This is a genomic window from Capsulimonas corticalis (assembly GCF_003574315.2).
GTDB classification, from domain to species: domain Bacteria; phylum Armatimonadota; class Armatimonadia; order Armatimonadales; family Capsulimonadaceae; genus Capsulimonas; species Capsulimonas corticalis.
The window spans coordinates 2,474,607-2,488,158 of sequence record NZ_AP025739.1 but is presented as its reverse complement, the minus strand read 5'-3'; the positions used below and the strand labels follow the sequence as shown (position 1 = coordinate 2,488,158).

General features: G+C 61.9%; 14 protein-coding genes. 8 read left to right on the top strand and 6 right to left on the bottom strand.

Going from position 1 to position 13,552, the window contains the following annotated elements; all coding sequences use genetic code 11:
• The first annotated feature begins 15 nt into the window (after positions 1-15).
• The 7 genes from D5261_RS10580 (at position 16) to D5261_RS10550 (ending at position 7,429) form a co-directional block, all read left to right on the top strand.
• Positions 16-2,604: a glutaminase family protein gene (locus D5261_RS10580; protein WP_119323678.1), complete on the top strand. Its 2,589-nt coding sequence runs from the start codon at positions 16-18 to the stop codon at positions 2,602-2,604.
• Positions 2,605-2,929: 325 nt separating this feature from the next.
• The gene (locus D5261_RS10575; RefSeq protein WP_119323679.1) at positions 2,930-3,556 is read left to right on the top strand and encodes a hypothetical protein; all 627 of its coding nucleotides are present in this window, start codon (positions 2,930-2,932) and stop codon (positions 3,554-3,556) included.
• Between the two features lie 9 nt (positions 3,557-3,565).
• Complete coding sequence (gene trpD / locus D5261_RS10570; protein WP_119323680.1) at positions 3,566-4,588, top strand: anthranilate phosphoribosyltransferase; 1,023 nt, start codon at positions 3,566-3,568, stop codon at positions 4,586-4,588.
• Entirely contained in the window at positions 4,581-5,369 is a 789-nt protein-coding gene (gene trpC / locus D5261_RS10565; protein WP_119323681.1) for an indole-3-glycerol phosphate synthase TrpC, read from the top strand. The genes trpD and trpC overlap by 8 nt, the downstream gene beginning before the upstream one ends.
• Before the next feature lie 255 nt (positions 5,370-5,624).
• Positions 5,625-6,266: a phosphoribosylanthranilate isomerase gene (locus tag D5261_RS10560; protein WP_119323682.1), complete on the top strand. Its 642-nt coding sequence runs from the start codon at positions 5,625-5,627 to the stop codon at positions 6,264-6,266.
• 10 nt (positions 6,267-6,276) lie between these two features.
• A complete protein-coding gene (locus D5261_RS10555; protein ID WP_119323683.1) occupies positions 6,277-6,582 on the top strand; it encodes a S24 family peptidase in 306 nt (101 codons plus the stop codon).
• Positions 6,583-6,739: 157 nt separating this feature from the next.
• Positions 6,740-7,429, top strand: coding sequence for a dual specificity protein phosphatase family protein (locus tag D5261_RS10550; protein ID WP_119323684.1), 690 nt, complete (start codon positions 6,740-6,742; stop codon positions 7,427-7,429).
• On the opposite strand, the gene D5261_RS10545 is transcribed toward D5261_RS10550, so the two are convergent.
• The 3 genes from D5261_RS10545 to D5261_RS10535 all read right to left on the bottom strand — a co-directional run bounded on the left by D5261_RS10545 (position 7,414) and on the right by D5261_RS10535 (position 10,267).
• Entirely contained in the window at positions 7,414-8,865 is a 1,452-nt protein-coding gene (locus D5261_RS10545; protein ID WP_119323685.1) for an RNA polymerase sigma factor, read from the bottom strand. The two genes, D5261_RS10550 and D5261_RS10545, sit on opposite strands and share 16 nt — an antisense overlap.
• Positions 8,866-8,938: 73 nt before the next feature.
• Positions 8,939-9,781 (bottom strand): isocitrate lyase/PEP mutase family protein, encoded by an 843-nt coding sequence (locus D5261_RS10540; protein WP_165864493.1) that lies wholly within the window; start codon positions 9,779-9,781, stop codon positions 8,939-8,941.
• A 27-nt stretch (positions 9,782-9,808) separates the two neighbouring features.
• Positions 9,809-10,267, bottom strand: a complete 459-nt coding sequence (locus D5261_RS10535; protein WP_218025715.1) for a carboxymuconolactone decarboxylase family protein — start codon at positions 10,265-10,267, stop codon at positions 9,809-9,811.
• Positions 10,268-10,398: 131 nt separating this feature from the next.
• Here D5261_RS10535 and pdxR point away from each other — a divergent pair, with 131 nt between their 5' ends.
• Positions 10,399-11,901, top strand: a complete 1,503-nt coding sequence (gene pdxR / locus D5261_RS10530; protein WP_119323687.1) for a MocR-like pyridoxine biosynthesis transcription factor PdxR — start codon at positions 10,399-10,401, stop codon at positions 11,899-11,901.
• Here pdxR and D5261_RS10525 read toward each other — a convergent pair.
• Genes D5261_RS10525 through D5261_RS10515 form a run of 3 tightly spaced genes read right to left on the bottom strand, consistent with a single transcriptional unit; the run spans position 11,898 to position 13,516 of the window.
• Positions 11,898-12,560, bottom strand: coding sequence for a hypothetical protein (locus tag D5261_RS10525; protein WP_119323688.1), 663 nt, complete (start codon positions 12,558-12,560; stop codon positions 11,898-11,900). The two genes, pdxR and D5261_RS10525, sit on opposite strands and share 4 nt — an antisense overlap.
• A 60-nt stretch (positions 12,561-12,620) precedes the next feature.
• On the bottom strand, positions 12,621-13,058 hold the full coding sequence (locus D5261_RS10520; RefSeq protein ID WP_301002464.1) for a hypothetical protein: 438 nt from the start codon (positions 13,056-13,058) through the stop codon (positions 12,621-12,623).
• A gap of 8 nt (positions 13,059-13,066) precedes the next feature.
• Positions 13,067-13,516, bottom strand: a complete 450-nt coding sequence (locus D5261_RS10515; protein ID WP_125206223.1) for a DUF6188 family protein — start codon at positions 13,514-13,516, stop codon at positions 13,067-13,069.
• Positions 13,517-13,552: the final 36 nt, after the last annotated feature.

Here is a 13,552-nt window from a genome sequence, read left to right as displayed (position 1 = left end):
GGGACTGCTACATATATGAAGCTTTTGCATTCCGCGACGGTCTTCACACTCTCCGCGATCTCGGCCCTGCTGCCGATCTGCGCGGGAGCGCAGGACCTTCGTCCGCCCGCGACGCCGCTGGTCGCCATCAATCCGAACTTCAGCATCTGGTCGCGCACGACCAACCTCAACGACAGCACGACCAAGCACTGGACCGGGCGCGATCATGCGCTCGTCAGCTTGATCCGTATCGACGGCAAAACATATCGTTTGATGGGCGCCGGGCCGTCGGGCGTTCCCGCGCTGCCGCAGCTCAGCGTCAAGGTTCTGCCGACGCGCAGCATCTACGATTTCGAGAACGACGCCGTCCACGTCACCCTCACCTTCACCACTCCCTCGCTTCCCGACGACCTGGACGTACTGGCCCGGCCCGTCACCTATCTGACCTGGGACGTCAAGTCGCACGGCGGCTCGCACACTGTTTCGCTCTACGACAGCACCAGCTCGGAACTCTCGGTCAATGAAACGAATCAGCAAGTCGTCTGGAAGCGCGAGACGTTCGGGCCGCTGACGGCGCTCAGCGTCGGGACCAAAGACCAGACGTATCTCGTTCCCTCCGGTGACGACACACGCATCGACTGGGGATATGCCTACGCCGCCGCGAACGCTCAGCAGTCCAAATCCGCCATCGGCGGCAATATCAAGCTGCTGACTTCGTTTATTAACGATGGGTCGCTCCCGAGTTCAGACGACACCCGCCAGCCGCGCGCCGTCGCCGACGACCAGCCGGTCCTCGCCTTTACGTTCGACCTTGGCAAAGTCGGGAGCAAGCCGGTCTCGCGCCACCTGAGCCTGGCCTACGACGAGATCTACTCCATCAACTTCTTCCGCCAGAAGCTCCAGCCGTTCTGGCGGCGCAACGGCGCAACGCCGTCCGATCTGCTCCAGGCGGCGGAAAAAGACTACGATTCCCTCACCAAGCGCAGCGCCGACTTCGACGCGACGATGATGGCGGACATGACCAAAGTCGGCGGCGCGAAGTACGCCCAGGTCACCGCGCTGGCTTACCGGCAGACGCTCGCCGGAAGCGGGCTCGCCGCCGATCCCAACAAGCAGCCGCTGATCTTCCCCAAAGAGAACAGCAGCAACGGCTGTATCGCCACCGTGGATATCATCTATCCCGCCGCCCCGCAGTTCCTGCTGATGGGACCGACTTACGCCAAGGCCCTCGCCGCGCCCGCCATGCTTTACAGCGCCGCGAGCCGCTGGAAATTCCCCTTCGCCCCGCATGATCTTGGCACTTATCCCAAAGCCACCGGTCAGGTCTACGGCGGCGGAGAAAACTCGACCAACGAAGGCGATATGATGCCGGTCGAAGAATCCGGAAATCTGATCCTGCTCTGCGACGCCATCGCCAAACAAGAAGGCAACCCCGACTTCGCCTCGCGCTTCTGGCCGCAATTGACCAAATGGGAGCAGTATCTGGAGAAGTACGGTCTGGATCCGGAAGACCAGCTCTGCACCGACGACTTCATGGGACATCTCGCCCATAACTCGAATCTTGCGGTCAAGGCGATCCTCGCCATCGCCGCCTATGGCGACCTCTGCCGCATGCGCGGCGATGCGGCGTCGGCCGATAAGTATCAGGCGCTGGCGAAAGCCGACGCGCTGCACTGGACCGAAGCGGCCAGCGACGGCGACCATTCTCGTCTCGCCTTCGACAAACCCAACAGCTGGAGCCAGAAATATAACCTCGTCTGGGATAAAATCTCGGGACTGAACGTCTTCCCCGCCGATACGGCTCAAAAGGAAATCGCGTACTACAAGACGCAGATGAAGCAGTACGGTCTGCCGCTCGATTCGCGCACCAAGCTGACCAAGACCGACTGGGAGTACTGGACCGCGACGCTCGCCGACAACCAGGCCGACTTCGAGACAATCACCAATCCGATCTACGATTATCTTTACGTGACGGATCAGCGCCTGCCCCTGGTCGACTCCTATAATACGGACGACACCCCGCCAAACCCGGCGTTCCGCGCCCGCCCGGTCGTCGGCGGCTTCTTCATCAAGGCGATCTCCGATCCGGCGATCTGGAAGAAGTGGTCGGCGGCGGACACCGCGAAGGTCGGCGGCTGGGCGAATGTTCCCGAGGCGCCGGTCATCCAGCCCGTCATCGCGACCTCCGAGAACACCGCGCAGAGCTGGAAGTACACGACGGACCGTCCGTCGGACGACTGGAACAAAGCCGGCTTCGACGACACGTCCTGGAAAACGGGCGCCGCGCCGTTCGGCAAGGCCGGCACGTCCGGCATCAAGATGCTGGGGACAAGCTGGCTGACCGACGATATCTGGATTCGCCGCACCGTGACGCTGCCCGCAGGACCGTTTACGGACCTTCAATTCCTGGTGCTCCACGACGACGATGTCGATATTTATGTCAACGGCGTCCTCGCGGCTACCGAAGGCGGCGCCAACGGCTCGTACCAACTGCTGGACACCTACGCCGCCGCCCAGGCGCTCATGACTCCCGGCGCGACGGTCACCATCGCCGCCCATATCCGCCAAACCGGCGGCGACCAGAGCGCCGACCTGGGCCTCGCCGATGTGGTTCCCGCGAAATAACTTCCCCGCTTCGCCCCTCTTTTACCCTCTCCCGGTTCCGGGGGAGGGTAAAATATTGTCAGCCGCTTTCTCTAACAGCACAATTTCCGCTCCCTCACCATTTTCGGAACCATGGGTATAAAACCCACGTCTGGGAGCGCAAGGCGCTAAGCGTCCGTGCCGGACGCAAATGCCGGCAATCGAACACAAATATTTTGTCCGTCCGGCACGGACGGTTAGACGCACAGCGTCTCCCAGACGTGGGTTTTATACCCATGGTCCCGATTCGAATCTCAAATTCGCAGTCGCGACGGAGCCTCTGGGTCAAACTACTGGAGCCCGCCCTTTGAAACTCATCGCCGATATCCGGATTGAACTGCCTTATGCGCTGGATTTTTGCGCGCAGGGGCCGGATCTGGACCCTCTCATCTGCAATCTCCACGGCGCGAATATCACGCTCTTTTTCCCGCCCTCGCTCAGTGACGGCACCGACGGCCAGGGCCTGTTCGGCGACTGGGCCTGGTGGAAGGGAACGATCCTGCGGCTCGTTCAGGAGCGCGAGGTCTCGGACATTGACGACGTGGAGGCGCTGCGCGAAATCGCGCTGGAGACGGGCGATGAAATCGTGCGCCGCTTCATCAACTCCTATCGGTGGCGGCTCGCGCGCGCCGATATCTATCCCGTGCGGCTGGATCCGCGCAAGCTGATCATGAGCGTGGAGCACGACGACGGGACGCGAGAAACGCTCGCCGAGCCCATTTCGGCTTTCTTCTATAAGAAGCTGCCCAAGGATCCGCCGCTGGAGACCTCCGTGAACTCCAAAACGCTGGCTGTGTTGCAAGGCGATGTCGCCAAGGGAGTCGAGCCAAGCGTCTCACTGCAGCTTGACCTCGACGCCGAGGCGCTGGACGGCCAGGGCGAATACCTGCGCGCCGAACTCATTCGCGGGCTGGCGCGCCAGCAGATGGATTAATCTAAGACAATGAAACATGCGATACAGAAGCTGATCGACCGGCAGGACCTCACCGAGGAAGAGTCCGCCAGCGCCATGACACAGATCATGGAAGGCGCGGCGACCCCCGCGCAGATCGCCGCTCTGGCGGTGGCGCTGCGCGCGAAGGGCGAATCGATCGCCGAGATCACGGGTTTCGCGCGCGTGATGCGTGAGTACGCCGTGCAGGTTCCCGTGCAGACCGACAAGGTCATCGTGGATACCTGCGGCACCGGCGGCGACAGCCTCAAGACCTTCAATATCTCAACGGCGGCGGCGCTGGTCGTCGCGGCGGATGGGCGGCTTGCGGTAGCGAAGCACGGCAACCGGGCGGCGACCAGCAAGTGCGGCAGCGCCGACGTTCTGGAGGCGCTGGGCGTGAAGCTCGATCTGCCGCCCCACGATGTCGGCCGGTGCGTGGAGGAAGTCGGCATCGGCTTTTTGTTCGCGCCGTCCATGCATCCCTCGTTCAAGTACGCCGCCGGCCCGCGCCGGGAGATTGGCATCCGGACGATCTTCAACATGCTTGGACCGCTCACGAACCCCGCCGGCGCCAGCGTGCAACTCATCGGCGTCTACGACGGCGCCGTCTGCGAGACACTCGCACACGTACTGCGCAACCTCGGCAGCCAACGCGCCTTATTAGTGCATGGCCTGGAAGGTCTGGATGAGCTTTCGACGCTCGGCAAGACCGCCGTCAGCGAACTCAAGGACGGTGAAGTGCGCTCTTACATTCTGGACGCCGACACCGAGCTTGGCCTGCCGATCGCGACCATCCATGAGCTGGCGGCGAGCGATACGCCGGAAGACAACGCGCGGATTCTGCTTGGCGTGCTGCGCGGCGAGGACCGGGGACCGCGCCGCGAAATCGCCCTTCTCAATGCGGCCGGCGTGCTGATGGTGGGCGGTGTGGTAGAATCGCTGTCAGATGGCGTGGCGCGCGCCGGCGAGCTGATCGACAGCGGCGCGGCGCAGGACGCCCTGGAGCGATTGCGGGAGTTTACGAATGGCTGATACGATTTTACAGACGATTCTGGCGCACAAGAAGATGGAGATGGCGCAGCGAAGGCGCGAGGTTCCGTTTGCCGAGATCCGCGACCGCGCCGCCGATCAGCCGCCGACACGCGACTTCACCGCCGCGCTGCGCCGCCCGCGTCTGGGCAAGGTCGCATTGATCGCCGAGGTCAAGAAGGCTTCGCCCACCGCCGGTCTGATCCGAGCCGACTTCGACGCCGTTCAGATCGCCCGGACCTACGAAGACAGCGGCGCCGACTGCCTTTCCGTGCTCACCGACGAACGCTTTTTCCAGGGCCACGACGAGTTCTTAAAAGCCGTCCGCAAATCCGTCAATCTGCCGCTGCTGCGCAAGGACTTCACTGTCGATCCCTACCAGATCTATGAAGCCCGCGTGCTGGGCGCCGACGCCATCCTGCTGATCGCAAGCGCTCTGACGCCGTACCAGATCCAGGACTACAGCGCCGTCGCCCGCAGCCTGGGCCTGCAAGCCCTGGTGGAAGTGCACAGCGTCTCCGAAATGCAGGTGGCGAGTCACGCCGGCGCCACCCTGATCGGCATCAACAGCCGTGACCTCTCCACCTTCGTCACGGACCTTGGCATCGTCGAGCGTCTGGCGTCGATGGTCGGCCCCGGCGCCACCCTGGTCGCCGAAAGCGGCATCAAAACCCCAGCCGACATCACCCGCGTCCGCGAAGCCGGCGCGCACGCGATTCTCGTCGGCGAAACATTGATGCGCGCGGAGGATATTGGCGGTGCGGTGCGAGCGTTACTGGGGTAGGTGTTACTCCCTATTCCCCGGCGCTTCGCGCGCACTCTTCCTGGCAAACCCACCCCCGGCCTTCGGCCGACCCCTCCCGCCGACGGGAAGGGTTGGTAAGATAGCCTCTTACGGGAGCGGCCTGCTATAACACACTCTGAAATCACCCTTCCCGTCGGCGGGAGGGGTCGGCCGAAGGCCGGGGGTGGGTTTGCCAGGCAGACGCACTAAAGCGCCGGGGAATAGGTCACGAAAGCACAGGGAAATAGGTCCCCAATGCCGCTCATCAAGATCTGCGGGATCACCAGCTGGAACGACGCGAAGGCGGCGGTGGATGCGGGCGCAGATATGCTGGGGTTTGTCTGTGATGAGAACAGTGAGCGGCTGATCCTGCCGGATGTCTTTTATGAGATCTCGTCGCGGCTGCCCGCGCGGATCATTTGTGTCGGCGCCTTCGCCGGTCATACCCATCCCCAGTGGCGTCTGGCGAGCGCCGAGCTGTTCGCCCGGTTCCACCAAATCCAATATTACGACGACGCCATTTGGCCGGAAGTGATACGCGAAAACTGGGACATGCGGCGCAAAGTCAAAGCGTTCCACCTGACCGGCGACAAAGACCTGCGCACGATCGCCGCGTTTAACGGCCTCGTGCAGAACTTTCTGCTCAACGTCCACGCGCCCGCCCCCGCGGGACATCCCCACCCAGAATCCTACGGCTGGTCGCTCGCCCGCGAAGTCCACCAATTCGGCAAACGCATCTATCTCGCCGGCGGGCTGACCCCAGAAACCGTCCGCGCGGCGGTCGTCAACGTGCGCCCCTATGCCGTGGACGTTACTGTAGGCGTCGAAGCATCGCCCGGCGTAAAAGACCCCGCCAAAATGGCCGCCTTCGTGCGCGCCGTACGGGGAGAGAAATAGGAGACGCCTCATGAGCTGGGCCTTATCCGCCAAAGAAGCCTTACGCAAAGGCGAGACCGTGCAGATCAAACCGCGCGGACACTCCATGCACGGCAAAGTCAACGACGGCGACCTCGTGACTGTCGAACCCTGCGATCCCGCCACCCTCACTGTCGGCGATATTGTGCTGGTCCGTGTCCATGGGAACGACTACTTGCATCTGGTCAAAGCCATCGACAAAGGGCGCTTCCAAATCGGGAATAACCGTGGCGGAATCAACGGATGGGTCGGGCCAAACGGGATTTATGGCAAGGCGACGAAAGTGGAAGCGCCGTAACAAAGAGAGCTATGCGGCCAATTCCCGCACTATTACAAGCTGGCCGCGCATTTTTGATTTGGAGAACCTGCGCGCGACAAACATGATCCAGGGTTGCTTCGAGCATCTAAATCTAGCGGATGTCGTACGCATCACCGAGTTTCAGGGGACGGAATGAATGAAATACGCCGTCACGCTCGCCGTCATCGGAGTCGCTCAGTTGTACGTCGCGCGCAGCGCGGGGTCTGGGGCGTGGCTGCTGGCATGGTCCGGGCTAAGCTGGATTCTCGCGTCGACGGCGTATCTTCCCGTGGGTCCGCGTGTCTTCGGCAAGCGGCCTGGGGGAACGATGGCGTGGGGGAGCGTCGTTTTGCTGTTGCCGTATCTCCTGGTGACCTGGGGATTGTGGGAATTGCAAAAGCGGCTGACGCGTGAGAGGTCATGTCATGAGATCGCGCCGGGGCTCTGGCTGGGGCGACGGTGCTCGGCGGCGGAGCTGCCGCCCGGTATCATGCTGGTCGCGGATCTGACGGCTGAGTTTGGGGAGCCGAGGGACGTGCGCGCGGGACGCGCTTATCTGTGTCTGCCGACGATGGACGCCGCCGCGCCGTCTCTGCCAGGGTTCCGGCAAATGGTGGAGACTATTGCCGCGCACCCAGGTCCCGTTTACGTTCACTGCGCGCTGGGGCATGGGCGCTCGGCGACAGTCGTCGCGGCGGCGCTGGCGGCGTGCGGTCAGGCGGCGTCCATCGATGAGGCGATACAGATCGTGCGCGCTGCGCGGCCTGGGATCGAGATCAACGCCGCGCAGCATGCGCTGCTGGAGCAATGGAGCGCAGACGCCCGGCCCAATCATAGAGCGAGGTGAAACTCCAGGCCGGCAATTCGGCTTTGCGCGTCTTCTGTCAGCGTCCCGGTCGCCTGGCCGCTGGTGAAGTCGATGTGAAATTGGGCAGTGATGGCCCCGCCGGCGTTTGTTTTTTGATCGATCGTCACTTTTGTAATGGAGCCGAACGCGCGAAGCTGGGACTGTATCGACGAAACGGCGTCGGGAGTGAGAAGATTCGCCATTTGGGGAGTGGACTTCGCACGCAGCGCGGCGGCGTCGCCGGCGACGGTCAGCGCGACGGCTTGGTCCAGCAGCGCTTGCGGGGATGTCACGGGAGAAATCGCTCCTGGAGTGAGCTCGAAGAGCGAGATCTTCCCGTCCGAGGTTTGATCGAGCCGTCCTTCCGCCGTTCCCAGCACGGCGTGGATCGTGAAACGATACTCTTCGCTGTCGTCCATCGCTTGCCGGGAAACAAGAGATGTATCCTTGATGGATCCCAGCGCCTTGAGCTGGGCGCTGGTGCCGGAGACGGCGTCTTTTGTCAGCACGCTCTTCATCTCCGGCGCCAGTGACGAGTTCAATGAAGAAAAGTCGCCGGCGTAGGCGGAATGGACCGCCTGCTGGACGATCTTGGGGACGGGGCCGGAGACCGCGATGATCGGGCCTTTCGACGCCGCCTGCGCCCCGGAAGCGATTTGCCAGAAGCCGCCGACACCCGCGCCGGCGAGTACGAGAACCACAGCGGCCGTTTTGAAAGTTGTCATTGTCATCACTTGAATCACTCCTTGTGTCAGATGCGCGATTTTCGCGCCGGCGTAGGAGGAAACGGCGGCTCCGGAGGCGGCCGGAACGCTGAGCGCCTGGACGGAACGAACGCAGTCCATGGGAACGGCTTTGGCGGCGTGCGCGCTGAGCAGGAGCGCCAGAGCGGCGGAGGGAGCCGCGATTCCATGGCGAGTGAAGTATCCGCGCATCTTGTCCAGCGCTCGGTCCACGCGCTTGCGCGCGCCTTCCTCGGATACTCCCAACTGCGATCCGACCTCGGACAGCGTGCAGCCCTCAAAGAACCGAAGCAGCACGGCGTCCCGGTCCAGGGCCTTCAGTGACGACAGCGCATCGTTTAGATAGGGATCGACGGATTGCCATTCCGCCGCGCCGCCCTCATCTTCAAGCATGCCACGCATGACTGTCTGCTCCCGCTCCGCCCGCCGGCGCTCCTGCTTGCGAAGATTTTTGGACACCAGGCGCGCGGTATGAAACAGCCACCCCGGCAGATGCGCTCGTCCCCGCAGCGAGCGCGCTTTGCGCGCCAGCAGCAGAAACACAACCTGCGTTGCGTCCTGCGCCGCCTCCACGTCTCCCAGTTCGCGCAGACACGTCGAGTACACCAGACGCAGGTACCGCCGCGTCAGCTCCGAGAACGCCCCCTGCGACCGTCGCTCCGTAAATTCGCGCAGTAAGCGCTGATCGTCCATCGTCTTTCATCTCTCCCTACACCATAGTACTGTCCAGGAGCGCGAAAAAGCGGACAGATTTTTCCCAGAGGAACTACAGCTCCGTCACCCGCATCATCAGCCGGTTCATTTCGGGATAGATGATCGATCCCGGGCCGGCCGTGCGGCAGACGCCGTCTTCGCGCAGGTGTTCGGCCATGCGGCGCGCTGTGGTCGCGGCCGCCAGGAAAAGCGCAGGGCCGGTGCTGACGCGGCGGACTCCCATGGCTTCCAGTTCACAGAGCGACGGCATTCCGGGCATCGCGAGGATATTCAGCGGGCCATGGAGGTCGCGGACGAGCGCGGAGATCATTGGGGCGTCGGTTACGAACGGGGCGAAAAGGCAGTCCGCGCCCGCCGCGCGGTAGGCGTTCAGGCGGCGGACGGCTTCCGGGAACTGCTCATCGGGCTCGAGAATACCGGCGTGGAAGACGTCGGTGCGGGCGTTGATCACGATGGGGATCCCCGCAAACTCCCCCAGCGCGCGCAGCGCGATGATCTTTTCCGATTGAAACGCAATGTCCGTCAGGCCGCCGTCCCCATCGCCGTCCTCCAGGTTGATCCCAACAGCGCCGGCGTCCAGCACCCCCTGCGCCGTTTTGATGACTTCGGAAACGCTGTTCGCGCCGTAGCCCGCCTCAATATCCACCGTCACCGGGACCTGCGCCGTCGCGGCGATTCGCCGGACCATGAACAGCATCTCCTCCCGAGGCAAGGACTGGCCGTCGGGGTACCCCAGCGACCAGGACATGCTGGCGCTCGCGGTGGCGACAACGGAGAATCCCGCCTCCTCCACCAATCGGGCGCCCGCGCAATCCCAAACATTCGGCAGGGCCAAAATACGCGGTCCCTGGTGAAGCTCGCGCAGCCGAATCGCCTTTTCACGCTGTGTTGTCAATCGACCGTTCTCCTCTCGCAAACCTCGCTATCGGATCGAGGGAACATTGCCGACACCGACCATCAGCCGGTTCCAGGAATTGATCGCCGTGATGGTTGTCAGCAGTCCCACATACTGGCGCTCCGTAAACTGGGTCCGCACCCGCTCGTAAAGCGAGTCGGAGACGCCGCCTTCGGAGACTCGCGTCACGGCCTCCGTCAGCTCGAACGCCGCGCGCTCCGCCTCGTTGAAGCAGGGCGCCTCCCGCCAGGCGGCGATCAGATGCATGCGATCGTCGGTGATCCCGTGACGGCGAGCCTCCTGAACATGCATATCCAGGCAGAACGCGCAGGCGTTGATCTGAGAGGCTCGGATCTTGAGCATCTCGCGCAGCCCCGCGTCCAGGCCAAATTCGTCCGTGGTTTTGCCGAACGCCCGCATGGCCGCGTAAACTTCAGGGGCGATTTCCAGCAGGTTCATGCGCGGCGTGTGTGTGTGATCCGTCATTGTTCTTTCCCTTTCCACCGGATGCGTATTTGCCGGCGAATTTCTGTCCGCCATCCATTGTACCGCTCGGATTGGATTGACAACAGTCCCAGTTATCGCCAAAATGACGATACCACTTTGGGAGAAAACACGTGCCGAAACGCGCTGCTGGGGCCATTCTGACGGGCCTGAACCTGGACCGAACGCTGGCGGCGCCCCTGCATCGACAGATTTACGATGGGGTGCGGAGCGCCATTCTCGACCGCCGACTGACACCCGGCGAGCGTCTCCCCTCCACGCGCACGCTCGCCGGCGATCTCGGCGTGTCGCGGCGTACGGTGGTGGACGCCTTCTCGCAGCTGTACGCCGAAGGTTATATCGACGAGCGCGTGGGAGCGGGCGCTTATGTCGCGCGGGCGCTTCCCGAGGACTTCCTGAATCTCGTCGTTCCCGCAAAGCCTCTTCCGGAAGCGATCGCGGACACGCCGCAGTTCTCCCAGCGATTTCTGGAGCAGAAAAAGCACACGTCCCAGGCGATCGCGCAGTTTCTGCGCGGGCAGAAGTTAGGACGCGCGTTTCTGCTCGGCACGCCGGCGCTGGACGAATTCCCAAACGCCCTCTGGGGCCGACTGGGCGCGCGGGTGGGACGCAGAACGACGCGGCACGCGTCGTCCTATCAACCGACCGCCGGCTGCCTGCCACTGCGAGAATCGGTCGCGGCCTATCTGGGATCCGCGCGCGGGGTCCGATGCTCGCCGGAACAGATCTTGATCGTCGCCGGATCGCAGCAGGCCATCGCCATCGCCGCGCATGTCCTGATCGATCCCGGAGACGCCGTCTGGATGGAGGAGCCGGGGTACTTCGGCGCCAAAGGCGCGCTGCTGGGAACCGGCGCGCGTCTTATTCCCGTTCCCGTGGACAGCGAAGGACTGAACGTCGCTGCAGGACGTGAGCGCGCCCCCGATGCGCGCATGGCGTTCGTCACCCCATCGCACCAGATGCCACTGGGCGTAACCATGAGCCTCGCGCGGCGGCTCGCCCTGCTGGAGTGGGCCCGCGAAGCACACTCCTGGATCATCGAGGACGACTACGACAGCGAGTACCGCTATGTCAGCCGTCCCCTGGCCGCGCTGCAAAGCCTGGATACCCACGGACGCGTGATTTACACCGGCACCTTCAGCAAAGTGCTGTTCCCCGCCCTGCGCCTCGGCTACATCGTCGCGCCGCCGGCGCTCGTCGACGCCTTCGCCGTCGCCCGCCGCCTGATGGACTCACACTCGCCGCTGCGCGAACAGCTCATCCTCACGGAATTCATGCAGGAAGGCCACTTCGAGCGCCACATCCGCCGCATGCGATCGCTCTATCAAGAACGCCAGCAGCTGCTCGTGGAAGAAACTCGACGCGAACTCGGCGGAACACTAGACACCGCCCCCGCCGACGGCGGCATGCACCTCGTCGGCTACCTCCCGACAAGCATCGATGACGGGAAAGTGGCGCTGGCGGCGGAGAAACAAGGCATCCGAACGCAAGCGCTCTCCCACAACTATCTAGAAACCCCACAGCGCTCGGGCCTGGTCCTCGGCTACGCAGCCGCCTCCTCCCAAGAGATCATCGACGGCGTACGCGGCCTCGCGACGATACTCCGCGCAGGCTAACTCCAGAATATCTGGCCGCTTGGCGGCGGAGGCCACACCCCTGTCTCGTCATGCCCGACAGACGGAGCCGTCATTCCGGCTCGGTACGATCGAATGCGCTGTGCAAGCTCGTCCGCGGATATCGGCAGATATTCTTGCGGGATATTGATGGGCGCGAGAGGGACACCAATCAATCGGTACAGCGGAACGCACCATGAATTCATGCGGATAAGCCATGAGACGGCGCCCAAACGACGGCAAAGTCCGGCGGTATCGCGCGGAATGATCCCGACATAGCGGTAGATCATGTTATAAGTCGTCACATTGGCGATCTCGTCCCATCGCACCAGGCCGAGCTGAGTGGCGAGAGTATAAATCATCAACCCTTCCGCCGATATCGTCACAATCGGCTGATTTTGCCGCCGAACATTCGCCAGAGCGGCGACATAGGCAAAGACGTAGAAACCTAAAACAAGCCAGGGCAAGACAGCGAACTCAGCATTGATGAACGGCGGGATAGGCGTTCTCAGCAAGCCCCGAAGGAAGCCGAACAGGGCGAACAGACCGAGCGCCACCGGCAGCATAATAAAGACGGCCCGCGCATTGAGCCTACAGATAATCTTCTTCTTGTCGGGATAGACGATTATCTCTTCCCGCGTTGTCACTAAATTCTCAGTCATAGGTTGATACTCTCCCGCCGCCGGGCAGATTTTATTGCTCCAATATCGTTTGAATGCTATTCATAATGTCTCTAATTGTTTCGCATGCTCATATGCGTATTTGCTCCAGTCGTCGAGATCTGCAAACATATCAAACCGTCCCCATTCAAGGCTATCATATTCATTGAGTTGAGTATCAAGCACGGAATCCGGCGGCTGCATATATGGCGCGAGGCGAAGCGCGATATACCCAATACCGCCAGCGACGCCGAAAATTACTCCCCCGGGAGAAACCAAAATGGCATAGCCAAACGCGGCGGAGAAGCATTGGCAGGGTAACTTTCGCGACAACTCCAGCAAGCAATCGTATAACTCAGGATGAGTATGCAATTCGTAATCATCGATCTCAAGAAAAATATTCTCAGGATCAGTCGGAGGAGGAGAAGAAAGCGCTTCAAGAACAGCCAGGATTTCTAAATTTGCGGGATGTGGAAACCGTTGTTTGGGATCTCCGGGCAAGTGTGACATTATCCGACAAGTCCCCCCTCGTATCCACCCAGGCTCTGTGCGTGCGCAAGGTTACCTCCAATAGGACGCCCAGGACGAGGATATTGAAAACGCCAAGCCTCATAACTTTCAATGGGCAGAACAAGCAGGCTCCATTGACAAGAGAATGTCACTTCCAGACGGCCATCGTGATAAGCGCAGGTGTCAGTAACCATCGAGCCAAGCAGATCCAACAACGGAGATAATTGGCTTGGATCAAAGGGCGCGTTAGAACGATAGCTGGGTACTCGCCGCTCAACATCGCCACGCTTGAGCAGGATATCCTGCTCAAGCGTCAAATGAGATTCTTCATTGCTGGCGTCTTGAAAGACAATAGCAAACGGTCGTGATGCGCTCAAACATAATTCGGAAACGGAGTCGCCGACAATAGGCAAGATCGTATCCTTACCTCTTCGTGTGATTGTTTTCAATGGGATTCTCGTCTTTATATCGAATGCGGTTGTACG

Excerpts from the sequence above, each read along its gene's own strand:
- D5261_RS10580 (WP_119323678.1), top strand. The coding sequence starts at position 16 with ATGAAGCTTTTGCATTCCGCGACGGTCTTCACACTCTCCGCGATCTCG.
- trpD (WP_119323680.1), top strand. The coding sequence starts at position 3,566 with ATGAAACATGCGATACAGAAGCTGATCGACCGGCAGGACCTCACCGAG.
- trpC (WP_119323681.1), top strand. The coding sequence starts at position 4,581 with ATGGCTGATACGATTTTACAGACGATTCTGGCGCACAAGAAGATGGAG.
- D5261_RS10560 (WP_119323682.1), top strand. The coding sequence starts at position 5,625 with ATGCCGCTCATCAAGATCTGCGGGATCACCAGCTGGAACGACGCGAAG.
- D5261_RS10555 (WP_119323683.1), top strand. The coding sequence starts at position 6,277 with ATGAGCTGGGCCTTATCCGCCAAAGAAGCCTTACGCAAAGGCGAGACC.
- D5261_RS10550 (WP_119323684.1), top strand. The coding sequence starts at position 6,740 with ATGAAATACGCCGTCACGCTCGCCGTCATCGGAGTCGCTCAGTTGTAC.
- D5261_RS10545 (WP_119323685.1), bottom strand. The coding sequence starts at position 8,865 with ATGGACGATCAGCGCTTACTGCGCGAATTTACGGAGCGACGGTCGCAG.
- D5261_RS10535 (WP_218025715.1), bottom strand. The coding sequence starts at position 10,267 with ATGACGGATCACACACACACGCCGCGCATGAACCTGCTGGAAATCGCC.
- D5261_RS10525 (WP_119323688.1), bottom strand. The coding sequence starts at position 12,560 with ATGACTGAGAATTTAGTGACAACGCGGGAAGAGATAATCGTCTATCCC.